Raw genomic sequence first — 23,131 nt, 5'->3', positions numbered from 1 at the left:
CGCCTCAGACGGTCGGCTCGACAGTTTCCTCGATGACGTGCGTCGGCGCCTTCAGCGCCGCGCGCGCATACCAGAGGACGTAGAGGTAGCAGACCAAAGGCACGACGAAGGCGAGCGAGCGTGCGCCGTCGGGTGCGAAGCCGGCGAAGGCGTCGATCACCGCGCCGTACAGGATCGACACGAAGCCACCGCCACAGATCGCCATGCACATCAGCCCCGACGTCGCCGAGGCGGGCGCGGCCGACCGCTCCAGCGTCAGCGTGAAGATCGTCGGGAACATGATCGAGTTCATCAGGCCGAGCAGCAGCGCGGCGACCGCGGGGACGAAGCCCATGGTCAGCGGCGCGACATAGCCGCCGGGCAATGTGATCGTGCCGCCGAGCGGCGTCGCCGCCATGTCGTAGGTCGCGATGATGACGAGGCACAGGATCGATGCGCCCGCACCGACCAGCGTCAGCAACGTCGTCGCCTTGGCATAGCGCAGCAACACGCTGCCGCCGAAGCGGCCGATCATCGCGAGCAGCATGAACAGCGGCGCGATATAGCCGGCGATCTGCGCCGGCACGTCGAGGATGTGGCGCTGTTCGAGGAAGAAGATCATGCCCGAAATCACGCAGACCTCGGCGCCGACGTACAGGAAGATGGCGATCGAGCCGAGGTTCGCCCAGCGCGAGCGCAGCGCCGACAGCGGCGATTCGACGTTGGTCGCGAGCGCGGGCGCATGCGCGTTGATCGTGCGCTTGGCGAAGAAGACCAGGCCGGTGAAGACCGCGAGGATCACCGCGATCATCAGATAGACGTGGGTGACGAAGCCGAGGCTGTCCGCCTTCAGCGCAGGGGTCAGCACCGCATCCTTCGCGAACAGGTCGCCGCGCAGCAGATAGGCCGCGCCGAAGGTGCCGCCGACATAGGCGCCGAGCGAGTTGAACGCCTGGCTGAGGTTGAGGCGGAAGTGCGAGCCCTTGGGGTCGCCCATCGACGCGATCAGCGGGTTGGCCGCGACCTGCAGCAAGGTGACGCCCGACGCGGCGACGAACAGCCCGAGCAGCACGGTGACGAAGCTGTTCGACCAGGCGGTCGACCAGGCGACGAGACAGCCGGCGACGACGCCCAGCAGGCCGAGGACGATCGAATTGGCGTAGCCGCGGCGCGACAGATACCAGGCCGACGGGATCGACATGACGCCATAAGCGATGAAGAACGCGAACTGATTGAGCTGCGTTTCGAAATCGCTGAGCGTGTAGATGACCTTCATGCTCTTCACGAGCGGGTCGATCAGGTTCGTCACGAACGCCCAGATGAAGAACAACGTCGTCACATAGACGAGCGCGAGCGCGACGCCCGCCTTGCGTCCGCCCGCCACGCCGCTGCCTGCGGCCGCGGGCGGTGGTGCCATCATCGGTCCAGCCATGTCCTCTCCCCTATTTGTATCGCTACCACAGGCTGCCTTGCGCCCCGGCTATTTGTCTGACTATATAGCGAAGAACCACCGGGTCAATGCCGGGGACGAACGGGGAGAGGCGCAACATGAAAGTGGGTTTCGCGTTCCAGATGGCCTGTGCGGGGATATTGACGATCGCGTCGGCCAATGCCGCCTGCGCCGCGACCGCGACGCGCGCCGATTTCGGCCGACTGCCCGACGGCACCCGCATCGAGGCGGTAACGCTGACCGGGGCGAATGGCGTGCGCGCGCGGGTGATGACGCTGGGCGCGACGTTGCAGGCGTTCGAGGCGCCGGACCGCAACGGCAGGCTCGCCGACATCACGCTGGGCCATGACACCGCCGCCGCTTATGTCACGCAGCCCAATTTCTGGGGCCAGACCGTCGGCCGCTACGCCAACCGGATCGCCGGCGGCCGCTTCTTGCTGGACGGCAAGACGTATCAGCTGCCGCTCAACGACAAGACCAACTCGCTGCATGGCGGCACCACCGGCTTCGACAAGGCGGTGTGGCGGATCGTCTCGGTCACGCCGAGCGGCCCCCGCGCGAGCGTGACGATGGCGCTGACCAGCCCCGCGGGCGACCAGGGCTATCCGGGCAAACTCGACGTCGAAGTGACCTATGCGCTGGACGACGCGGGCGCGCTGACGATCGATTTCACCGCGAAGACCGACGCGCCGACGATCGTCAATTTGACCAACCATGCGCTGTTCGATCTGGCGGGCGAGGGATCGGCGGGCGGCATCTACGCCCAGCGGATGACGATCCCCGCCGCGCGCTACACGCCGGTCAATGCTGCGCTGATCCCGACGGGCGAACTGAAACCGGTGGCGGGCAGCGTGTTCGACTTCACCAGGCCCCGCGCCATCGGCCAGAGCATCCGCGACGGCCGCGATCCGCAGATCGTAATCGGCCGCGGCTACGACCATAATTTCGTGCTCGATGCCGGCCGCACCGCGCAGCCCAAGCTCGCCGCGCGGGTCGAGGATCCGGTATCGGGCCGCGTGCTCGAAGTGCTGTCGACCGAGCCGGGGGTGCAATTCTATTCGGGCAACTTCCTCGACGGAACGTTCGTGGGGAAGCAGGGCCACGTCTATCGCATGGGCGATGGCTTCGCGCTGGAGCCGCAGACCTTTCCGGACACGCCCAACCAGCCCGCGTTCGGATCGGCGCGCGTCGATCCGGGCAAGCCGTACCACCATCAGATGATCTATCGCGTCTCCGTGGCGCGCTGACCGGAGCTTTTATGACCACCGACACGCCCAAACGCCCCAGCGCCCTGCGGTCCCGCGCCTGGTTCGACAATCCGGACAATATCGACATGACGGCGCTGTATCTGGAGCGCTATCTGAACTTCGGCCTCAGCCTGGACGAGCTGCGCTCGGGCAAGCCGATCATCGGCATCGCGCAGACCGGCAGCGACCTGTCCCCGTGCAACCGCCACCATCTGGTGCTGGCGGAGCGGGTGCGCGAGGGCGTGCGCGAGGCGGGCGGCATCGTGCTGGAATTCCCGGTTCACCCGATCCAGGAGACGGGCAAGCGCCCGACCGCGGGGCTGGACCGCAACCTCGCCTATCTCGGCCTCGTCGAAACGCTGTACGGCTATCCGCTGGACGGCGTGGTGCTGACGATCGGCTGCGACAAGACGACGCCCGCCATGCTGATGGGCGCCGCGACGGTGAACATCCCGGCGATCGCTTTGTCCGTGGGGCCGATGCTGAACGGCTGGCACAAGGGCGAGCGCACGGGTTCGGGCACGATCGTGTGGAAGGCGCGGCAGATGCTGGCGGCGGGCGAGATCGACGATGCCGAATTCATCCGCCTGGTCGCCAGCTCGGCGCCGTCGACCGGCTATTGCAACACGATGGGCACGGCGACGACGATGAATTCGCTGTGCGAGGCGCTGGGCATGAGCCTGCCCGGATCGGCGGCGATCCCCGCACCGTATCGCGACCGGCAAGAGGTCGCGTACCTCACCGGCAAGCGCATCGTGGAGATGGTGGCGGAGGACCTCAAGCCCTCCGACATCCTGACCAAGGAGGCCTTCCACAACGCGATCCGCGTCAATTCGGCGATCGGCGGATCGACCAACGCGCCGATCCACCTGGCCGCGATCGCGCGCCATATCGGCGTCGATTTGCCGATCAAGGATTGGGAGACGGAGGGGCATAAGGTGCCGCTGCTCGTCAACCTGCAGCCCGCGGGCGAATATCTGGGCGAGGATTATTACCGCGCCGGCGGCGTGCCCGCGGTGGTCAACCAGCTGATCGGCCAGGGCCTCATCCACGAGGGCGCGCTGACCGTCAACGGCCGGACGATGGGCGACAATTGCCGCGGCGTCGCGATCGAGGACGAAAAGGTCATCCGTCCGTTCGACCAGCCGCTGGTGACGGACGCGGGCTTCATCGTGCTGTCGGGCAATCTGTTCGACGCGGCGGTGATGAAGACCAGCGTGATCTCGAAGGAGTTCCGCGACCGCTACCTCTCCAACCCCGACGATCCCAATGCCTTCGAAGGACCGGCGGTCGTCTTCGACGGCCCGGAGGATTACCACCACCGGATCGACGATCCCGCCACCGGCATCACGCCCGAGACCCTGTTGTTCATGCGCGGCGCGGGGCCGATCGGCTATCCGGGCGCTGCCGAGGTCGTGAACATGCGGCCGCCGGCGTATCTGATCACCGAGGGCGTGCATGCGCTGCCGTGCATCGGCGACGGCCGCCAATCGGGGACGAGCGGATCGCCATCAATCCTCAACGCCTCGCCCGAAGCGGCGGCGATGGGGGGCCTCGCGCTGCTGAAGACGGGCGACCGGGTGCGGATCGACCTCAACACCGGCAGCGCCGACGTGCTGATTTCGGACGCGGAGCTGATGGAGCGTCGCCGCGCGCTGGAGGCGGCGGGGGGCTATGCCTATCCCGCGTCACAAACGCCGTGGCAGGAAATCCAGCGCGCGGTCGTCGGCCAGATGAACACCGGTGCGATTCTGGAAGGCGCGGAAAAGTACCAACGCATCGCGCAAACGATGGGCCTGCCGCGCGATAACCATTGATGGTGGGGGGCGCTCCCTTTTGATGCACGCGCCCCCACCCCACCGTCATTCCCGCGAAGGCGGGAATCCATAACCGCTACCGCTGGTGATGGCATCGAGACGGTAGCGCGTCTGGATTCCCGCCTCCGCGGGAATGACGATTCTGGGGGTACAGACCGTGCGCCCTCTCGTCCCGTCATCCCGGCGGACGCCGGGATCCATGGACCCGCTCGGCTCATGGTTATGCGCCTACGATAGCCCACCGCGTCCATGGATCCCGACGTTCGTCGGGATGACGAATGGGGGTCGGGCGCCTCTTCCTCCATAACCGCGGCAGGATGCCGGCCGTTAATGGTGCGGCGGCAGATCCCCACCCCGTCATTCCCGCGAAGGCGGGAATCCATAACCGCTACCGCTGCTGATGGAGCCGGAACGGCAGCGCGTCTGGATTCCCGCCTTCGCGGGAATGACGGTTGGGGAAGGGTGCCCCATTCCTCATTCGTGATCCCGACATTCGGCGGGAGGACGAAACGGCCCCTCACTCCAGCAGCGAGCGTTCCGTGTCCTCGTGCGCCTGTTCCAGCAGCACGAGCGTCGCGGCGCGGGCCGATACGGTGTCGCGGGCGCGGATCGCTTCGTACAGGCGGTGGTGCTGCGGCATCGAATCGCGCGGTTTGGTGCGGCGGCGAAACTTGAAGATCGTCGTCCAGCGCACCGCGGCGCCGATGCTGCCCGACAGGCTGACGAGCAGTTCGTTGTCGGTCGCCTCCAGGATCGTATTGTGGAAGCTCTGGTCGGCCGCCTGCCCTTCGGCCGTGCCGAGGCCATGACGCCGCATCCCGTCGAGCGCCGCCGCCATCCGCGCGAGCTGTTCGTCGGTGCGGAAGGTCGCGGCCATTTCGGCGGCGGCGGGTTCGACGATCATGCGCAGCTGGAACAGGCTGCGTACGAAGCTGGCGGGCGGTTCGCCTTCGAACATCCAGGCGAGTAGGTCGGGATCGAGCAGATTCCATTGCGAACGCTCGCGCACCCGCGTGCCGGCCTTGGGTCGGCTTTCGACGAGCCCCTTGGCCGACAGCATGCGCAACGCCTCGCGCACGACGCTGCGCGAGATGCCGCGCTGCGCGGCGAGATCGACCTCGCCGGGAATGATGCCGCCGGGCGGATAGCGGCCGGTGACGATCGCGATGCCGAGGTCGCGGGCGATCAGCGTATGGGATGGCTCGCGCCGTTCGGTCTTGGTCAACTCGCGGCTCTCCCCTCTCGTCGTGCGTGCGTAAGCGGTGGCGGTGCGCTTGGGAAGAGCGTCGCCCTTACCCCGGCCGGCGCATGGCGAAGCGATTGGCTTCGGTGATCTCGAAATAGTCGGCCGGTCCGCCGCCGCGCAGTATCGGGCGGGCACGGGCGGTCTGGTAGACGCCGTCGTCGAGCAGCGCGGTGTCGATGTGGATGCCGACCGCTTCACCGATGACCAGATACTGGTCGAGTTCGCGCCCCTCCTTGGTCTGCAGGCGGACGATCTGGGTGAGCTTGCATTCGAACGCGACCGGGCTGGCCACGACGCGCGGCGGCGCGACGAGGCGCGAGGGCGCGGTCTCCAGCCCGGCGAGCGCGTGCTCGTCCACCTCCGGCCCGACGCCGGCCGAGGTCGCGTTCATGGCCTCGGCCAGGTCGCGCGTCGCGAGGTTCCAGACGAACTCGCCCGTCGCGTCGATATTGGCGACGCTGTCCTTCCACCCCATCGACGAAAAGCCGATCAGCGGGGGGCGGTAATTGAGCAGGTTGAAGAAGCTGTACGGCGCAAGGTTTGGCACCCCGTCCGCCGACACGCTGCCGATCCAGCCGATCGGGCGCGGCGCGACGATCGCGTTGAGGGGGTCGTGGGCCAAGCCATGGCCGTTTGCGGGTTCGTAGAAATGCCAGCTAGTCGTCATGGTGCTGCCCCTGCTACACGGATGATATGGCTGCGCAAACGCCCGGAACGACGATCCTGCGCCACGCGCTTACGACGCGGATATGGCATTGGGTGAATGCGGTGTCCGTGTTCATCCTGCTGGGCAGCGGGCTCGGCATCTCCAACGCCCATCCGCGGCTGTATTGGGGACGCTACGGTGCCAACTTCGACCATGCCTGGGCGCAGCTGCCGCGCTTTCCGGCGTGGATCACGATTCCCGCGAATTACAATCTGGCGATCTCGCGGCGCTGGCACCTGTTCTTCGCCTTGGTGTTCGCCTTCGGGCTGCTGGCGTTCATGATCGTAAGCCTGCTCAACCGGCATTTCGCGCGGTTGAAGCTGACCCGCAAGGACGTGAGCGCCGCGCATCTGGCGGCGGACGTACGCGATCACTGGAACTTCCGCTTCCACGATGCGGACGATCCCAAGGCGTACAATAGCTTGCAGAAATGGAGCTACATTCTCGTATTGTTCGTCGCATTGCCGGTGATGATCTTTACCGGTCTCGCGCTGTCGCCGGGGATGGATGCGGCGTGGCCTTGGCTGCTCGATGTGTTCGGCGGGCGGCAGTCGGCGCGCTCGATCCACTTCATCGCGGCGAGCCTGATCGGCGGGTTCATCGTCGTGCATCTGGTACTCGTCATCCTGGCGGGCGCGTGGAACGAGGTGCGATCGATGCTGACCGGAAAGTGGCGGGTGCCGGAATGATTCTGGCACGACGCAACCTGATCGTCGGATCGGCGGGGCTGCTGCTCGCCGGGTGCGACAAGGTCGTGGCGAACCCGCAGGCGCGCAAGATCCTGTTTGCGGGCGAGGACATGCATAAGGGTCTGCAGCGCGCGCTGATGAACCGGGGCGCGCTGGCACCCGAGTTCACGCGCGAGCAGATGTCGCCGGTGTTCCGCGCCAACGGCACGCGCGATCCGGGGACGCCGGCCTATGCGGCGATGGTGGCGGACGGGTTCGCGAGTTATCGGTTGCAGGTGGGCGGATTGGTCGACCGGCCGCTGTCTTTGAGCCTCGCGCAGCTCGCGTCGATGCCGTCGCGCTCGCAGATCACGCGCCACGATTGCGTCGAGGGGTGGAGCGCGATCGGCCAGTGGCAGGGGCCGATGCTGGGCACCGTGCTGAAGGCGGCGGGGATGCGCCAGAGCGCACGCTACGTCGTGTTCACCTGCGCCGATTTGTACAATGGCGAGCCTTATTACGAATCGATCGACACGATCGACGCCTTCCACCCGCAAACGATCCTGGCGCTGAAGATGAATGGCGCGCGGCTGACCGTGCCGCATGGCGCTCCGGTGCGGCTGCGCGTCGAGCGGCAGCTGGGTTACAAGCACGCCAAATACGTGACCGGAATTACCGCGGTCAGCGATCTCAAGAGCATAGGCAAAGGCAAAGGCGGCTATTGGGAGGACAATGTCGATTACGATTGGTATGCCGGCATCTAGGGCATAGTAGCTTCCTTATGGCGCTGATCGACATGTTCCTCAGCCGCGCCGTCAAGCGTGGCCAACTCACCCTCCACCGGCCCGGAAAGGCCCCCGCAACCTTCGGAACGCCCGACCCGGCGTTCGGGCACATCACCATCCGCTTCGCCGATTCGGGCGTCGCCGGCCGCATCATCCGCAACCCCGCGCTCGCCGCCGGCGAAATGTACATGGACGGGCGGCTGACCGTCGACGGCGACGACATCATGGGGCTGGTCAAGCTGATGACCGGCAATTCGCCGTGGGAGCGCGGGCAGAACGCCTTGCAGCCTTCCGCCTTCGTGCGGGGTCTCGGCGCGGTGAAGCACCGGCTCGACCGGATCAACATGGAGCGGCGGTCGAAGCAGAATGTCGCGCACCATTACGACCTGTCGGCGCGGCTGTACGACCTGTTTCTCGACGCCGACAAACAATATAGCTGCGCCTATTACACCGATCCCGACAACAGCCTGGAGCAGGCGCAGAGCGACAAGCTGGCGCATATCGCCGCCAAGCTGGCGCTGCGGCCGGGGATGCGCGTACTCGACATCGGCTGCGGCTGGGGCGGGATGGCTTTGTACCTCAACACGCATTTCGGCGTGGAAGTGCTGGGCGTCACTTTGTCCGAGGAACAGCTGAAGATCGCGCGCGCGCGAGCCGCGGCGGCCGGCGTCGCCGACAAGGTGAAGTTCGAGCTGATCGATTACCGGCGTGTGGAAGGCCGTTTCGACCGCATCGTGTCGGTCGGCATGTTCGAACATGTCGGGCCGCCGCAATACAAGACGTACTTCCGCAAGTGCCGCGATCTGCTGACCGACGACGGCGTTGCGTTGGTCCACACGATCGGCCGGTTCGGGCCGCCGAGCGTCACCGATGACTGGACGACCAAGTACATCTTCCCCGGCGGCTATAACCCGGCGCTGTCGGAAACGATCGCGGCGTTCGAGGGGCTGTCGATGTTCCTGACCGACGTCGAGGTGCTGCGGCTGCACTATGCCTATACGCTGCACGAATGGTACGCGCGGACGCTGAAGGCGCGCGATGCGATCGTCGCGCTCTACGACGAGCGCTTCTACCGGATGTGGACCTTCTATCTCGCCGGCGCCGCGATGGCGTTCGAGAATGGCGGGCTGTGCAATTTCCAGATCCAGTTCAGCCGCAGCCGGACGGAATTACCGATCGTGCGGGACTATATGTTTGAGGGGGAGCGGGCGCTCAGGGGGCGGTAACGCCCTCCACGTTCGTCATTCCCGCGCAGGCGGGAATCCAGACGCGTTACCGTTGCGCCTCTTGCCGAGACGTCAGAGGTTATGGATTCCCGCCTTCGCGGGAATGACGGATGTGGTGGTCATGCCCCCCTCCCGTCACCCCGGCCTCGAGCCGGGGTCCCGCTATATCCGGCGGGCGAAGAAGAAGCGGGACCCCGGATCACGTCCGGGGTGACGGATAGACTGGGATTACCGCCCCTGCGGCAGTGCCTTGGCGGGGCCGCCCATCACCGCGGCGCGGGCGGCGGCGCGTTCGTCGAGGCTGATGACGCCGTCGTGGTTGAGGTCGTAGCGCGAGGCGATCGCGCGGAAGAGGCCCTGCATCTCGGCGGGCGAGACCTTGCCGTCATGGTTGGCATCGGCGGTGTTGAACCACGCATCGGCCATCGCCTTCGCCTTCGCGGCGGGCATCTGCGTCTTGCCGACATCCATGCGCGCGACGCGGGCGTCGACCTCTGCGCGGCTGATGAAGCCATCGTGATTGGTGTCGGTCTTGTCGAAATCCGCCTTGATGCGCGGATCGATCTTCGCCGCCGCCTTGGGATCGGCCTTGCCCGCCGCGAGCGCCGGCGTGGCGATAAGCAGCGGCAGGATGACGAGTGCGGTGCGGATCATGGGAACTCCGGAATACCTGTTCGAAACGGGCCTGTAGGCCGCCGCGCCTAAACCCGCGGTGAACGCAGACGTTGCACCGCAGCGCTGTGGGCCGTAGGGGCGCGGCCATCCATTCCATGGTCCAAGGAACCCGTGCCGTGACCGATCAGATCAACCGCGTCGTCCTCGCCTATTCGGGCGGTCTGGATACGAGCGTGATCCTGAAATGGCTGCAGCAGACGTATAACTGCGAAGTCGTCACCTTCACCGCCGACCTGGGCCAGGGTGAGGAGCTGGAGCCGGCGCGCCAGAAGGCGCAGATGGCGGGCGTCAAGCCCGAGCATATCTTCATCGACGACCTGCGCGAGGAATTCGTCCGCGATTACGTCTTCCCGATGATGCGCTCGAACGCGCTGTACGAGGGGCTGTATCTGCTCGGCACGTCGATCGCACGCCCGCTGATCGCCAAGCGCCAGATCGAGATCGCGAAGATGGTCGGCGCCGATGCGGTCAGCCACGGCGCGACCGGCAAGGGCAACGACCAGGTCCGCTTCGAACTGGGCTATTACGCGCTGAACCCCGACATCAAGGTGATCGCGCCGTGGCGCGAATGGGACCTGACCAGCCGTACCAAGCTGATCGAGTTCGCCGAACAGCATCAGATTCCGGTCGCCAAGGACAAGCGCGGCGAATCGCCCTTCTCGACCGACGCGAACCTGCTGCACACCAGTTCCGAGGGGAAGGTGCTTGAGGATCCGTGGCAGGAGGTGCCCGATTACGTCTATTCGCGCACGGTGAACCCGGAGGACGCGCCCGACGCGCCTGAGTATATCACGATCGATTTCGAGCGCGGCGATGGCGTCGCGCTGAACGGCGAGGCGACCAGCCCCGCGACTTTGCTGACCAAGCTCAACGAGCTGGGCCGTCGTCACGGCATCGGCCGGCTCGATCTGGTCGAGAACCGCTTCGTCGGCATGAAGAGCCGCGGCATGTACGAAACGCCGGGCGGCACCATCTATCACCTCGCCCACCGCGGTATCGAGCAGATCACGCTGGATCGCGGCGCCGCGCATCTGAAGGACGAACTCGCGCCGCGCTATGCCGAGCTGATCTACAACGGCTTATGGTTCTCGCCCGAGCGCGAGATGCTGCAGGCCGCGATCGATCACAGCCAGGCGAAGGTCAGCGGCACCGTGCGGCTGAAGCTGTACAAGGGCGGCGTGTATATCGTCGGCCGCAAGTCGCCCAATTCGCTCTATTCGGAAAAGGTCGTGACGTTCGAGGACGATCAGGGCGCCTACGACCAGCGCGATGCGGCCGGCTTCATCAAGCTCAACGCGCTGCGGCTGCGGTTGCTGGGGCGGCGGGACGCGTAAGGACCTCTCGCTTCGACGCCCTTTACCGTCATTCCCGCGAAGGCGGGAATCCAGATCCTCTGACGGCTGCGACTGTGCCGCACCGGTAGCGCGTCTGGATTCCCGCCTTCGCGGGAATGACGGTTGGGGATGGGCCTTCGCCTCTCATTCGTCGTCACCCCGGACTTGTTCCGGGGTCCACCGGGCCACACGGGCACGGCTCGAGCCTCTGGCCACCCCCCTAGCCGCGAAGTGGACCCCGGACCAAGTCCGGGGTGACGGTGTGGGTGAGGCTAGGCGCGTGCCCTCCCCTCTCGTCGCCCCGGGCTTGACCCGGGGTCCCGCTTTTTGAGGTTTGGCGGCGGAAAGAAGCGGGACCCCGGCTCGAGGCCGGGGTGACGGGCTAGGTGGGTCGGCCGTCCCACGCATGATCTCGCTCAACAAAATCCTCGCTTCATCGCACGCATGCGGGAACTTTTTGCGACAATGCTTGTCGTAGCCACCCCGTAGCCCCTAAGGCGGCGCGATGCAGGGGCCTAGGCTGCACTGGTGGCAAACGCGAACGTTCGTCGTGGCGATGGTGATCGCGACGATGATCCCGCTCGTGTGGCCGACGATCCCGCCGCTGGTCGACCTGCCCGGCCATATGGGCCGCTATCGCGTGCAGCTGGACGATGGCGCACATCGCTGGCTGTACGACTGGTATAATTTCCAGTGGTCGATGATCGGCAATCTGGGTGTCGATCTGCTCATCGAGCCGCTGGCGCCGATCTTCGGCCTCGAACTGGCGGTCAAGCTGATCGTGATGGCGATCCCGGCGCTCACCGTGTCGGGCCTGCTGTGGATCGCGCGCGAGGTGCATGGGCGCATCCCGGCGACCGCGCTGTTCGCCCTCCCCCTCGCCTATTGCTACCCCTTCCAGTTCGGCTTCGTGAATTTCGCGCTGTCGATGGCGCTGGCGCTCAACCTGTTCGCGTTGTGGCTGCGCATGGGGCGGCTGGGCAAGGTGCGGCTGCGCGCGGTGCTGTTCGTGCCGTTGTCGTGCGCCTTGTGGATCTGCCACACCTTCGGCTGGGGCGTGCTCGGCATCCTCGCCTTCTCGGCCGAGATGATCCGCCAGCACGACCGGCGCAAGGACAACCAGAGCGGCCATTGGCTGGAAAGCTGGGTGCGTGCGGGCATCGGCTGCCTGCCGCTCGCGCTGCCCTTCCTGATGATGGTGCTGTGGCGCTCGGGCGACCATGTCACCGGCAAGACGATGGACTGGTTCAACTGGCGCGCGAAGGTGGGCTGGGTGATCATGTCCCTGCGCGATCGCTGGATGGCGTTCGACCTTGCCTCCGTCACCGTGCTGTTCGTCATCCTGCTGAAGGGCGTGCGTGACGAGCGGATCGAATATTCGCGCAACCTGCTGCTGTCCGCGCTGTTCCTGTCCGTGATTTACGTCGTGCTGCCGCGGATCGTGTTCGGATCGGCCTATGCCGACATGCGGCTCGCGCCGTTCGTGCTCGCCATCCTGCTGATCGCGCTGCGGCCGAAGCGCGGCCTGTCGTTCCGCGGCGCCGCGACGCTGGCGGCGCTGGGCCTCGCCTTTTTCGGCGTGCGGCTGGCGGCGACGACGATCAGCTATTGGCAGTTCAGCCGCGAATACGACCGCACGCTGACCGCGCTGGACCATGTGCCCCAGGGCGCGCGGCTGCTGACCATGGTCGGGCGCACCTGCCATGACGAATGGCTCTACTCGCGCGAGGAACATATCGCCGGCATCGCGCTGGAGCGTCGCCTCGCCTACGCCAACGACCAATGGTCGATGGCGGGCGGCCAGCTGCTGACTGTACGCTACACGCCGGCCGGCGCCTTCGCGCACGATCCCTCGCAGCTCGTCACCGACCGGCGCTGCCGCGGCGAATGGTGGCGGCCGCTCAAGGTGTCGCTTGCCTTCCTGCCGCGACAGGCGTTCGATTACGTCTGGCTGGTCAACCCGCCGCCCGTGGGCCCTGAGTTCCTGACCGGCCTGACGCCGATCTGGCGCAGCGGCAAGGACGTGCTCTACCGGATCGACGACCGCACGCCGCCGGCCGTGACGCTGGACCCGGCGCTGCTGCCGCCGCGCCGCCGGGTGATGCTTACGCCCCGTCCTTCCTGAACGGGGCGAGCTCCGCCAGATACGCCTGCTCTTCGGTGACGGCAGCCCGCTCGCGCACCAGGAAGTCGGCGACCGCGCGGCGGAACCCCGCATCGGGCAGATAATGCGCCGACCAGGTCGGCACCGGCACATAGCCGCGCGCGAGCTTGTGCTCGCCCTGCGCCCCCGCCTCGACCGTCTTCAGCCCGCGCGCGATCGCGGCGTCGATCGCCTGATAATAACAGAGTTCGAAATGGAGGAAGGGCACGTCCTCGGTGCAGCCCCAGTAACGGCCGTACAGCGTATCCGCGCCGATCAGGTTGAGCGCGCCCGCGACGGGCTCGCCGTCGCGCATCGCAAGGATCAGCAGCACGCGATCCCCCATCGCCTCGCCCAGCAAGGGGAAGAAGCTGCGCGTCAGATAAGGCCGGCCCCATTTGCGGCTGCCGGTGTCCTGGTAGAAGGTCCAGAAGGCATCCCATTCCGCCTCGCCGATCTCCGCCCCGGTTAGGTGGCGGATGGTGAGGCCCTCGACCGCCGCCGCGCGCTCCTTGCGGATCGCCTTGCGCTTGCGGCTGGCGAGTTGCCCCAGGAAATCGTCGAAGCTGGCGTAGCCCTGATTCGCCCAATGGAATTGCGTGCCTTCGCGGATCAGCCAGCCCGCCGCCTCGAACGCCGCCACCTGATCGGGCGCGACAAAGGTGGCGTGCGCGGAGGACAGGCCGTTCTGCTCGGTCACCGCCTCCAGCGCGCCGATCAGCGCAGGCGCGGCGGCGGGATCGCGCAGCAGCAGGCGCGGCCCCGGCACCGGGCTGAACGGCGCGGCGACCTGCAATTTGGGATAATAAGCGCCGCCCGCCCGCTCCCACGCATCCGCCCAGGCATGGTCGAAGACATATTCGCCCTGGCTGTGGCTCTTGGCATAGGCCGGCGCGATCGCGACCGGCGCGCCGTCCGCCCCATCGACGACGATCGGCACAGGCTGCCAGCCGGATCGCCCGCCGACGCTGCCCGACTCCTCCAGCGCGGCGAGGAAAGCGTGGGACACGAAGGGATTGGCGGTGCCGGCACACGCGTCCCATTGCGCGGCCGGAATGGCGCGCACGCCCTCCACCATGCGGGCGGTGAGCGCGGTCATGCGGCGACGGGACAGACAGTCATCGCCGCCAATATAGGGCGCAACGGACGCTTGCCGAGGGGGTGGCGCGACGAAGACTGGACGCCGTGATGCCCCCTTGCGAGGGTGGCGGTTCATGACGCTGCCTTCCTCCCTGCGATCCCCACCGGCGACCGCCGCCATCCTGCTTGCCGTCGCCCTCGCCATCCGGGCGTGGCAATTCGGCAATCCGGTGATCCATATCGACGAACAATTCTACCTGCTGGTCGGCGACCGGCTGTGGCAGGGGCGGGGTCTGCCCTTCGTTGATTTCTGGGATCGCAAGCCGTTCGGCCTGTTTCTGGTCTATGCGGCGACCCGGATGTTCGGTGGCGACGCGGTGATCGCCTATCAGCTTGCCGCGACGCTGTGCGCGGCAGCAACGGCGTGGGTCGTGCAGCGGCTGGCATGCCGGATCGCGGACGGCTGGGGCCCACTGCTCGCCGGGATCGCCTATCTCGTCTATCTGTCGGTCAACGGTGGCGATGGCGGGCAGAGCCCGGTCTTCTACAATCTGCCGGTCGCGCTGGCGGCCTGGGCCGTGGTCCGCGTCTACGAACGGCCCGCGTTCGATCGCACGGCGGCCGGATTTTCCGCGCTGGCGATGGTGCTGTTCGGCGTGGCGCTGCAGATTAAATATTCGGTGTTGTTCGAAGGCGTCTATTTCGGCGTCACGCTGCTGGTCGCGGCCCGCAGACTGCCGGTGCTGCGGATCGTGGGTTGGGCGTTTCTATGGTGCGTGCTGGCGCTGCTGCCCACCGCAGCGGTCTTCGAGCTCTACTGGCATGTGGGCGAGGTCGACGCGCTGATCTTCGCCAATTTCCAGTCGGTATTTCTGCGCAAGGCGCCGGAGAGCGCGCTGATGGCGGAGCGGCTGGCGATGATCGCGCTCCACCTGCTGCCGTTGCTGGTTGTCGCGGGACTTGGCGTGACCGGCGTCGTGCGTCTGAGGCCGGCGGGACGCCTGCTGATCGGCTGGGCTGGGGCGGCGATCGCCGGACTGCTGCTGTTCGGCACCTATTTCGACCATTACGCCCTGCCGCTGGTCGTGCCGCTGGCCGTGCTCGCCGCGCCGGTGCTCGGGCGGCCGATCCGAGCGCTGCGTCGCTCCGTCCCCGTCGCTCTGCCCGTGCTGGCGGTCGGCCTGTGCTATGTACTGGTCAATACCATCGTGCTGCGCGGCACGCGCGGCGACGGCCGCGGAGCCTACCGCCTCGCCGCGACGATCGGTCGGGCACCGGATGGCTGCCTGTTCGTCTTTCAGGGCGATCCGATCCTGTATCAGCTGACCGACGCCTGCGTGCCGACCGCGTACAACTTCACGACCTTCCTCAGCGAAATGGGCGACAGCCGCACGCTGGGCATCGATCCGCATGCCGAGCTCGCCCGCGTCATGGCCGCCCGCCCAGGCTATGTCGTCATCAGCAGCGTCGATCCCGAAGCCACCGACATAGAGGCACGCGGCTTCGTGATGCGGCAGCTCGCGCGCCATTATCGACTGGTCGACCAGTTCGCGCTCTCGGAACGGGTCGACCAGCTGTATCGTCGGGTGGATTAAACCCGCACCAGCATCTTGCCGGTGTTGCCGCCCGAGAACAGGCCGAGGAAGGCGTCGGGGGTCGATTCCAGACCGTCGAACACCGTCTCGTTGCGCTTGAGCTTGCCGTCCTTCAGCCAGCCGCCCATGTCGCGGTAGAATTCGCCCGCGCGGTCCATGTAATCGCTGACGATGAAGCCCTGGATGCGCATCCGCATGCCGATGAGGCGCGCAAGATAGCGCAGTTCGGTCGGCTTGGCGCTGTTGTACACGTCGATCATGCCGCAGATTGCGAAGCGGGCGTGCAGGTTGCCGTGCGCCAAAGCGGCGTCGAGATGGTCGCCGCCGACATTGTCGAAATAGACGTCGATGCCGTTGCGCGCGACCTCGCCCAGCGCCTTCACCACCGGCGTGCCGCCCTTGTAGTCGATCACCGCATCGGCGCCAAGCGACTGGACCCAGGCGCACTTGTCCGCGCCACCGGCCGACCCGATGACGTGGCAGCCCTTGGCCTTGGCGATCTGCACCACGGTGGACCCGACCGCGCCCGCCGCCGCCGAGACGAAGACGGTGTCGCCTTCCTTCGCGCCCGCGACCTCCAGCAGGCCGAAATAGGCGGTCATCCCGGGCATGCCGAGCTGGCCGAGGAACGCCTGCGGATCGACGTCGAGCTGGGGCAGCGCCTGCACCTGATCGGCGGGCAGGATCGCCTCGTCGCGCCAGCCGGCGAAATGCTGGACGGTGTCGCCCTGCTTGAACCGGTCGGACCGGCTTTCGACGACGGTGCCGATCGCGCCGCCCTGCATCGGCTGGTCGAGTTCGAACGGCGGCGTGTAGCTCTTCACGTCGTTCATCCGGCCGCGCATGTACGGGTCGACCGACAGCCACGTATTGGCGATGCGTACCTCGCCATCGTTCAGGTCACGCGCGGGCAGATCGACCAGCGCGAAATTGTCCATCGTCGGCAGCCCCTGGGGGCGTGAGGTCAGCGTCCAGGCACGGGCCATCATGTCTCTCCTGCAAGAATCTCAGCATGATCTGGCGCAACAGGTTTCAATATGCAACGCAAAAAGGCCCGGGATCGCTCCCGGGCCTTTTCCGTCGTTACCGCTCGGGATCAATAGGTGCCCGAGAAGCTCCGATTGAGCGTCTTGCCATCGGCATCGGCGGAACCGCTCGTTCCCGTCGTGCCGGTGGTCGTTGCGCTGGACGTCGTGGTGCTGGTCGAGCCGGTCGACTGGCCGCCATACGGATTGGTCGTGCGGTTCTGGTCGCGGTCGCGATCGTCACCAAACATCGCGCCGTTGCGCTCTTCGTCGCGCCACGCGGCCTTCGCCTCGCTGGCGGTCTTGCGCAGCGTCACCTTGCCGTCGACCGAGTCGAGCCAGCTCGACGGGATCGAGTGGTGATGACCACCGGCAGCGGGATCGTTCTTGGTCAGGATGATGCGATCGCCGCGCACCTTGTCGACCGTACCGACATGCTCACCATCCGAGCCGACGACGTCCATATGCTCATCGACCTTGTTCAGCAGGTCGCGCTGGCCCTGACGGCCGGTGCGCCACGCACTGAATTCATTGCTGAACTTGGTGCGGTTTTCCTGGCGATATTCGTGATAGTCGCGGTCCAGCGCCTCGATCTGACCACGGCGCCAGCTGTGGTAATCGTCGTCCTGCGCGCCATAGGAACGCTCGTCCATGCGCGAATCATATTCGCGGCGACGCTCCGCTTCCTCGTCACCGAACCACGAGCGAACCTCGTCCCCGGCGCGTGCGAAGAACCCGCGCTCTTCATAGTCATAGCCCTGCGGCTGACGGCCATAGCCCTGCTGCTGCGAGCGGCCATAGGCCTGCTGACCACGATCGCCGCGGTCGCCACGATAGTCGCGGCTATACCGGTCGCGATAATTGTCGTCGTCGGCATGCTTCGAGGCACCGAAGTCTTCGAACCGGCGGCCGCCCGAACCATAGCTGCCGTGATATTCGCTGGAATAGCCGCGGTTCGCATCCGCGCCATAGCGGCCACGCTCGCCGTAGCGGTCGGTCTGCATGCCATAGCCGCCACCGCTGCGGCCGGTTTCGTAGCGCGACTGCTGATCGCGCTGGCCATAGCGCTGGTTGCCATAGTCGCGGCCGCCATAGGGACGATCATCGCTGTATTGGCGATCGCGGTTACCCATCATGCCTGCGGATTCGTAATCGCGTGCGCTCGAATAGGTGTAGTCGCGGCCTGAGCCATAGTCCCGGGTGTAATCGTCACCACCGGAAAAACTGGCGCCGGGATAGCGGTCGTAGCCCATGATCGTCTCCTTGAAAGCAAACATCCTGCGGGGTGGGCACATCGTGTCGCGTGCGCCTGCTCCGGACCTAACAAGCATCAAGGGAGAGCTTCGTTCCTGTCATTAAACCTGCGGAACAACTTTGCGTCGCGCCGGACGAACGGGCTGCCGCAGGCGGGATCGACCGCATTTTTTGTGGGGAGATGTATCGCCGTTGTTGCATCGCCCGAATGGGGCGGCTAAGGGCAGCGCTCCCGGGCACGACCCGGGCCCGGGGTGCGGGGCTGTAGCTCAGATGGGAGAGCGCTGCAATCGCACTGCAGAGGTCAGGGGTTCGATTCCCCTCAGCTCCACCACCACCCCGTTTCTTGCTTTCCTACGATCGCCGGCTCCCATCGCACGCATGACGCGTTAGGATGCGCGATGGCCGACACTCCCATTCCCGCCGCTACCCTGGTGCTGTTTCGCGAACGGGCGGAGGCGCCGCCTGAGGTGCTGATGACCGAACGCGCGCGGGCGATGGCCTTTGCCGGCGGCGCGATGGTGTTTCCAGGCGGGCGCATCGATCCGGGCGACCACGCGCTCGCGACGCTGATCGGCGGGGGCGCGGATGCCGCCGCCCGAATTGCGGCGATCCGCGAGACGATCGAGGAGGCGGGCGTCGCGGTGGGCGTCACGCCGGCGCCATCGGCCGAACGGCTCGCGGCGATGCGCGCGGGGCTCCACGCGGGCGAGGCGTTTGCCGACCTATTGCACGCGGCGGGCCTGACGCTGGACCTCGAGGCGCTGGTGCCGTTCGCGCGCTGGCTGCCCGACCATCCCGGCATCCGCATTTTCGACACGCTCTTCTTCCTCGCCCGCGCGCCGGACGATGCCGCGCCGACGGTGGACGCCACCGAAACGGTGCGGCTGCTCTGGACGACCGCGGCGGACATGCTGGCGGCGGCGGACAGAGGCGATGCCGCGATCATCTTCCCGACGCGTCGCAACCTCGAACGCCTGGCGCAATTCGACAGCTTCGATGCCGCCGTGGCGAATGCCCGCGCCTATCCGGTGCGGACGATCACACCGCATATCGAGGTGCGCGACGGCGTGCCGCACCTCTGCCTGCCCGAGGATAGCGGCTATCCCGTCACCGCCGAACCGATCGAGGCGGTGCGGCGCGGGTGAGCGCTCAGCGCGCCCTTCGCCGCACGATCGGCTGGATCGCCTTAATTGCGGTGATCGGCACGGTGGCGCTGCTACTATGGGGCATGGCGCGCGGACGGCCGCAGGACCTGCCGTGGACGCCGCTCGACCTGGGGGCGCCGATCGGGATGTTCACCGGGGCGAAGCTCGCCGCGCTAGGCCGCGACTTCCCGCAGTGCCGCGCCAAGCTGGACGCGGCGGGCGTGCGCTACACCGCCCTGCCGCCGCGGCGCGACGGCGCGCAATGCGGTTATGACGATGGCGTGCGCTTTACTGCGGGCGGCGCGCGGCAGATCGGGTTTCGCCCGGCGAGCCTGGGGGTCGCCTGCCCGGTCGCCGCGGCACTGTCGGTGTGGGAATGGCAGGTAGTGCAGCCCGCGGCGCAGCGGCATTTCGGCAGCCGGGTCACCGCCATCGATCATTTCGGCAGCTATTCCTGCCGCCGCATCTATGGGCGCGACGCGGGCACGTGGAGCGAACATGCCACTGCCGATGCGGTCGATATCGCCGGCTTCCGGCTCGCCGATGGCCGGCGGATCACCGTCGTCGGCGACTGGACGGGATCGGGGGACAAGGCCGCCTTCCTGCGCGAGATACGCGACGGGGCGTGCCGGCTGTTCGCGACGACGCTGTCGCCCGACTATAACGCCGCGCACCGCGATCACCTGCACCTGGACCAGGCGGATCGCGGCGCGATGGGCTGGCGCGCCTGCCGCTGAGGCCGTTACCGGCCCTCAGTGCGGCAGCGCGGCGGAGCCGTTGTCGACCTTCTCCACCCAATGCGGGAAGAACGCCGGCTGCCGGTTCGACCAGCCCGATGCGGTCGCCGCCGCTTCGCTGATCGACTGGAGCAGCTTGCGCCGCAATTCGGGATGGAGGTGCGGCAGTGCCGCCGCCGCGCAGAAGGCGCTGGGCAGCCACGGCCGCGCCTCGGCGCCGATCAGCCGTTCGTAAAGGAAGCGGAACGCCGAGAAGCTGGTCAGCCGCCCCTGCCCCAGGTCGAACCCGGCCAGCGTCACCAGCGGCGCGAGGAACGGTTCGACGAGTGCGAGATCGGCATCGTCGGGCACCATCTGGCGCAGCGCCGGCAGCCCGCGGTACAACCGCGCCTGCGCGCGGATGCTCGCCGCCTCCACCACGTCGCGCGACCAGCGCGCCATGGCGTCGTCGCGATCCAGCCCGATATCGAGACTGCGCCGGATGTAGCGCTGCGTCGCGGCCGGAAAGCTCGCGAATTCCTTCATTTCAGCCAGCGTCATCGCGCCTTCGGCTCTCTTGGCACCCATGATCCGTCTACCCCGCCCCATGCCTTACCAATCGCCCGACCTTGCCACAGGTTGGTTAACAACCCGATGAATGGCGGGGGTCGAAGCAGTCATAAAAGCATCATGAAACGCGCTGCATCGCAACATGCTTTGCGATGGGTGGAGTTCGGCTCGTCGCAAAAGCGGATTTGTGTCGCGGTGGCGCAATTATCGTGCGCAACACTCGCCCCGCTCTCTTCGCCACCCCGGACTTGTTCCGGGGTCCACCGGGCCGCAGGGGGACGGCAAGAGGCTCCAACCACCCCCCTCGCCACAGAGTGGACCCCGGAACAAGTCCGGGTGACGGGGTGGGTGGGACTAGGGTTCGGCCCAAACAAGAACGGCGGCCCCTTCCGGGACCGCCGCTCCTTACACTAAAGCAAACCGCGTCACTTCTGCCGCGCGCGCTCCGCGTCTTCGTCATAGCCCGACGAGGGCGCCGGTTCCTGGCTGTGGACCGGCTGCGTCGACGACAGCGGATCGCTCGCGTCCATCGACTGATCCAGCCCGGCGTCGAGCCGTGCGTCCTGGTCTTCCGGATTCTCTTCCAGACGCGCGTTGATGGATTCGTCCTGCCCGGCATCCTGCCGCGGATTGCGTTCCTGGTTGCTTGCCTGTTCGCCGTCCGGCGCCACCGACAGGCTGTCGAGCGCGCGCTCATCGATCCCGTTCGTCATCCCATCCTCCTGTGAGTACAGGGGAAGAACGATTGCCCGATCGTTTCCGTTCCTAGCCGGCGGACCGTCAGCCCTGCGTCACGCGCACGGTCTGCGCAACGAATTGCGCGGTGCCGAACACGGTCATGAAGGCGATATCGGTGGCGTCGCGCCCCGCGCACACGCGCGCGATCGTATCGGCCGTCGCCATGCCGGTCGCATCGACCAGCCGCCACGCGCCGTCCAGCCACAGTTCCGCGACCGCATGGAAATCGGGCGGATCGACCCCCGGCGCATAGGCGGCGACGCAGCGCGCCGGTATCTCCCCCGCCCGCGCCAATGCGACGAGAAGATGCGCATAATCGCGGCACACACCCGATCGGCTGGCGAAGGTATCGAGCGCGGTCGTTTCGCCGCTGCTGGTGTTGCTGCGATACTCCAGTTCCGCCTGCACCCAGGCGGCGAGCGCCGCGGCGAGCGCCCCGCCCTCCAGCCCGGCGAAACGGCGACGGACGAAGCCCTCCAGCCGGTCCGACTGGCAATAGCGGCTGGGCAGCAGATAGGGGACGAGCGCGCCCGCAAGCTCCCGCACCGGCGTCGCGCGCAGCGGCGCGAGGTCGACCGGCGCCCGCTCGACATCCACGGTCGCGCGATATTCCGCCTTCAGCCATTGCTCGGCGCGGATCCAGCAACGCTGGCCGACGCCATCCTCGCCCGCCACCGCGGCGATGGGATGGTCGCTCCAGATCGTCAGCCGTTCGTCGACGATGCGCTGGTCGGGCGTTGCCGCCGCCTCGATCTGCAGCAGTACGTCGGTCGGCGGGCCGATGATCGCATAATCGAGATCGACGGCGATAGTGAGCCGCATCGCTTGGCGTCCTTCACCCAAAAGAAAAGCCCGGCGGCAGCGCCACCGGGCTCGTATCCGTTACGCCGGACCGTCGATCAGTTGCGCTGCGAACCGAACAGGCGGAGGACGAAGAGGAACATGTTGATGAAGTCGAGGTACAGCGACAGCGCTGACATGATCACGGCCTTGCCGACCATGTCCGTACCGGCGACCTGGAAATACAGGCTCTTGGTACGCTGCGTGTCGTAGGCGGTCAGACCGGCGAAGATCAGCACGCCGACCGCGCTGATGACCAGGCTCATGACGCCCGACTGGAGGAACAGGTTGATCAGGCTGGCGACGATCAGGCCGACGAGGCCGACGATCAGGAACGTGCCGAACGCCGACAGGTCGCGCTTCGTGGTGTAGCCGTAGAGGCTCAGCCCCGCGAAGCCCGCCGCGGTGGCGAAGAACGCACCGGCGATCGAGGTGCCGCTGTAGACAAGGAAGATCGTCGAGAGCGACATGCCCATCAGCACCGCGAACGCCCAGAACAGCAGCTGCAGCGTCTGCGTCTTCATGCGGCCCTGGCCGAAGCTCATCGCGAAGACGATGGCGAGCGGCGAGAAGGCGACGATGAAGCCCAGGCCGTTGGTACGGCCGGTCGGGCCGACCAGCGCGTTCACCGCGCCGCTGGTGGCGAACAGCAGGGCGACGATGCCGGTCAGCAGCACGCCCGACGCCATATAATTGTACACCGACAGCATGTACGAGCGCAGACCCGCGTCATATGCGCCGCTGCGCGCGGCATCGGCGCGTGAAGCCCCGAACGGCGCGGCGCTCTGCCGGGGGTCGGACCAGTTGGCCATGGTATCCAAAACTCCTTTGCCGGCGACACTGCCGGCTATTCGAAATATCGGCCCCGACCCGTCCCATTTCAAGCGAA

Annotated in this window: 21 protein-coding genes and 1 tRNA gene; 11 read left to right on the top strand and 11 right to left on the bottom strand. The window is 66.8% G+C overall.

Annotated features, from left to right (window positions below; genetic code table 11):
- Positions 1 to 4 precede the first annotated feature (4 nt).
- The gene (locus ACP690_RS12900) at positions 5 to 1,411 is read right to left on the bottom strand and encodes an MFS transporter (protein ID WP_426261360.1); all 1,407 of its coding nucleotides are present in this window, start codon (positions 1,409 to 1,411) and stop codon (positions 5 to 7) included.
- Positions 1,412 to 1,527: 116 nt separating this feature from the next.
- Between ACP690_RS12900 and ACP690_RS12895 the strand changes: the two genes are divergently transcribed.
- The gene (locus ACP690_RS12895) at positions 1,528 to 2,676 is read left to right on the top strand and encodes an aldose epimerase family protein (RefSeq protein ID WP_426261359.1); all 1,149 of its coding nucleotides are present in this window, start codon (positions 1,528 to 1,530) and stop codon (positions 2,674 to 2,676) included.
- 11 nt (positions 2,677 to 2,687) lie between these two features.
- Positions 2,688 to 4,493 carry an IlvD/Edd family dehydratase gene (locus ACP690_RS12890; RefSeq protein ID WP_426261358.1) on the top strand — a complete coding sequence of 602 codons (1,806 nt, stop codon included), beginning with the start codon at positions 2,688 to 2,690 and terminating at the stop codon, positions 4,491 to 4,493.
- A gap of 517 nt (positions 4,494 to 5,010) precedes the next feature.
- On the opposite strand, the gene ACP690_RS12885 is transcribed toward ACP690_RS12890, so the two are convergent.
- On the bottom strand, positions 5,011 to 5,718 hold the full coding sequence (locus ACP690_RS12885) for a FadR/GntR family transcriptional regulator (RefSeq protein ID WP_295562868.1): 708 nt from the start codon (positions 5,716 to 5,718) through the stop codon (positions 5,011 to 5,013).
- A 67-nt stretch (positions 5,719 to 5,785) separates the two neighbouring features.
- On the bottom strand, positions 5,786 to 6,406 hold the full coding sequence (locus tag ACP690_RS12880; protein WP_426255044.1) for a flavin reductase family protein: 621 nt from the start codon (positions 6,404 to 6,406) through the stop codon (positions 5,786 to 5,788).
- Between the two features lie 26 nt (positions 6,407 to 6,432).
- Here ACP690_RS12880 and ACP690_RS12875 point away from each other — a divergent pair, with 26 nt between their 5' ends.
- The 3 genes from ACP690_RS12875 to ACP690_RS12865 are packed head-to-tail and all read left to right on the top strand — an operon-like array spanning position 6,433 to position 9,124.
- Positions 6,433 to 7,134 carry a cytochrome b/b6 domain-containing protein gene (locus ACP690_RS12875; protein ID WP_017979965.1) on the top strand — a complete coding sequence of 234 codons (702 nt, stop codon included), beginning with the start codon at positions 6,433 to 6,435 and terminating at the stop codon, positions 7,132 to 7,134.
- The gene (locus ACP690_RS12870) at positions 7,131 to 7,877 is read left to right on the top strand and encodes a molybdopterin-dependent oxidoreductase (RefSeq protein ID WP_241890156.1); all 747 of its coding nucleotides are present in this window, start codon (positions 7,131 to 7,133) and stop codon (positions 7,875 to 7,877) included. Before ACP690_RS12875 ends, ACP690_RS12870 begins: the two co-directional genes overlap by 4 nt.
- Positions 7,878 to 7,894: 17 nt before the next feature.
- Positions 7,895 to 9,124: a class I SAM-dependent methyltransferase gene (locus ACP690_RS12865; RefSeq protein ID WP_426261357.1), complete on the top strand. Its 1,230-nt coding sequence runs from the start codon at positions 7,895 to 7,897 to the stop codon at positions 9,122 to 9,124.
- Between the two features lie 228 nt (positions 9,125 to 9,352).
- On the opposite strand, the gene ACP690_RS12860 is transcribed toward ACP690_RS12865, so the two are convergent.
- Entirely contained in the window at positions 9,353 to 9,778 is a 426-nt protein-coding gene (locus tag ACP690_RS12860; protein WP_017979968.1) for an EF-hand domain-containing protein, read from the bottom strand.
- Positions 9,779 to 9,915: 137 nt separating this feature from the next.
- Between ACP690_RS12860 and ACP690_RS12855 the strand changes: the two genes are divergently transcribed.
- A complete protein-coding gene (locus ACP690_RS12855; RefSeq protein ID WP_426261356.1) occupies positions 9,916 to 11,133 on the top strand; it encodes an argininosuccinate synthase in 1,218 nt (405 codons plus the stop codon).
- Positions 11,134 to 11,638: 505 nt separating this feature from the next.
- Positions 11,639 to 13,258 carry a hypothetical protein gene (locus tag ACP690_RS12850; RefSeq protein WP_426261355.1) on the top strand — a complete coding sequence of 540 codons (1,620 nt, stop codon included), beginning with the start codon at positions 11,639 to 11,641 and terminating at the stop codon, positions 13,256 to 13,258.
- Here the strand turns inward: ACP690_RS12850 and ACP690_RS12845 are convergent.
- Complete coding sequence (locus ACP690_RS12845; RefSeq protein WP_426261354.1) at positions 13,239 to 14,375, bottom strand: GNAT family N-acetyltransferase; 1,137 nt, start codon at positions 14,373 to 14,375, stop codon at positions 13,239 to 13,241. The genes ACP690_RS12850 and ACP690_RS12845 overlap by 20 nt on opposite strands.
- Before the next feature lie 115 nt (positions 14,376 to 14,490).
- On the opposite strand from ACP690_RS12845, the gene ACP690_RS12840 reads away from it, so the two are divergent.
- Complete coding sequence (locus tag ACP690_RS12840; protein WP_426261353.1) at positions 14,491 to 15,951, top strand: hypothetical protein; 1,461 nt, start codon at positions 14,491 to 14,493, stop codon at positions 15,949 to 15,951.
- Here the strand turns inward: ACP690_RS12840 and ACP690_RS12835 are convergent.
- Both ACP690_RS12835 and ACP690_RS12830 read right to left on the bottom strand, forming a co-directional pair.
- Positions 15,948 to 16,940 (bottom strand): NADP-dependent oxidoreductase, encoded by a 993-nt coding sequence (locus ACP690_RS12835; protein WP_294283918.1) that lies wholly within the window; start codon positions 16,938 to 16,940, stop codon positions 15,948 to 15,950. The genes ACP690_RS12840 and ACP690_RS12835 overlap by 4 nt on opposite strands.
- A gap of 107 nt (positions 16,941 to 17,047) precedes the next feature.
- Entirely contained in the window at positions 17,048 to 18,229 is a 1,182-nt protein-coding gene (locus tag ACP690_RS12830; RefSeq protein WP_426255039.1) for a DUF2171 domain-containing protein, read from the bottom strand.
- Between the two features lie 259 nt (positions 18,230 to 18,488).
- On the opposite strand from ACP690_RS12830, the gene ACP690_RS12825 reads away from it, so the two are divergent.
- The 3 genes from ACP690_RS12825 to ACP690_RS12815 all read left to right on the top strand — a co-directional run bounded on the left by ACP690_RS12825 (position 18,489) and on the right by ACP690_RS12815 (position 20,115).
- Positions 18,489 to 18,564 (top strand) — tRNA-Ala (locus ACP690_RS12825).
- A 67-nt stretch (positions 18,565 to 18,631) separates the two neighbouring features.
- Complete coding sequence (locus ACP690_RS12820) at positions 18,632 to 19,378, top strand: NUDIX hydrolase (RefSeq protein ID WP_426261352.1); 747 nt, start codon at positions 18,632 to 18,634, stop codon at positions 19,376 to 19,378.
- Complete coding sequence (locus ACP690_RS12815) at positions 19,375 to 20,115, top strand: extensin family protein (RefSeq protein WP_426261351.1); 741 nt, start codon at positions 19,375 to 19,377, stop codon at positions 20,113 to 20,115. Before ACP690_RS12820 ends, ACP690_RS12815 begins: the two co-directional genes overlap by 4 nt.
- Before the next feature lie 15 nt (positions 20,116 to 20,130).
- On the opposite strand, the gene ACP690_RS12810 is transcribed toward ACP690_RS12815, so the two are convergent.
- The 4 genes from ACP690_RS12810 to ACP690_RS12795 all read right to left on the bottom strand — a co-directional run bounded on the left by ACP690_RS12810 (position 20,131) and on the right by ACP690_RS12795 (position 23,054).
- Positions 20,131 to 20,682, bottom strand: coding sequence for a hypothetical protein (locus ACP690_RS12810; RefSeq protein ID WP_017979977.1), 552 nt, complete (start codon positions 20,680 to 20,682; stop codon positions 20,131 to 20,133).
- Positions 20,683 to 21,089: 407 nt separating this feature from the next.
- Positions 21,090 to 21,377, bottom strand: coding sequence for a hypothetical protein (locus tag ACP690_RS12805; protein ID WP_426261350.1), 288 nt, complete (start codon positions 21,375 to 21,377; stop codon positions 21,090 to 21,092).
- Positions 21,378 to 21,444: 67 nt separating this feature from the next.
- The gene (locus ACP690_RS12800) at positions 21,445 to 22,224 is read right to left on the bottom strand and encodes a transglutaminase-like domain-containing protein (RefSeq protein WP_043060173.1); all 780 of its coding nucleotides are present in this window, start codon (positions 22,222 to 22,224) and stop codon (positions 21,445 to 21,447) included.
- Between the two features lie 77 nt (positions 22,225 to 22,301).
- Positions 22,302 to 23,054 carry a Bax inhibitor-1/YccA family protein gene (locus ACP690_RS12795; RefSeq protein ID WP_043060200.1) on the bottom strand — a complete coding sequence of 251 codons (753 nt, stop codon included), beginning with the start codon at positions 23,052 to 23,054 and terminating at the stop codon, positions 22,302 to 22,304.
- Positions 23,055 to 23,131: the final 77 nt, after the last annotated feature.

This window comes from Sphingomonas sp. DC4900 (assembly GCF_049896485.1).
Lineage (GTDB): Bacteria > Pseudomonadota > Alphaproteobacteria > Sphingomonadales > Sphingomonadaceae > Sphingomonas > Sphingomonas aquatilis.
Note: the sequence above shows the minus strand (reverse complement) of the source record. Positions and strands in the feature narration are given on the sequence as shown.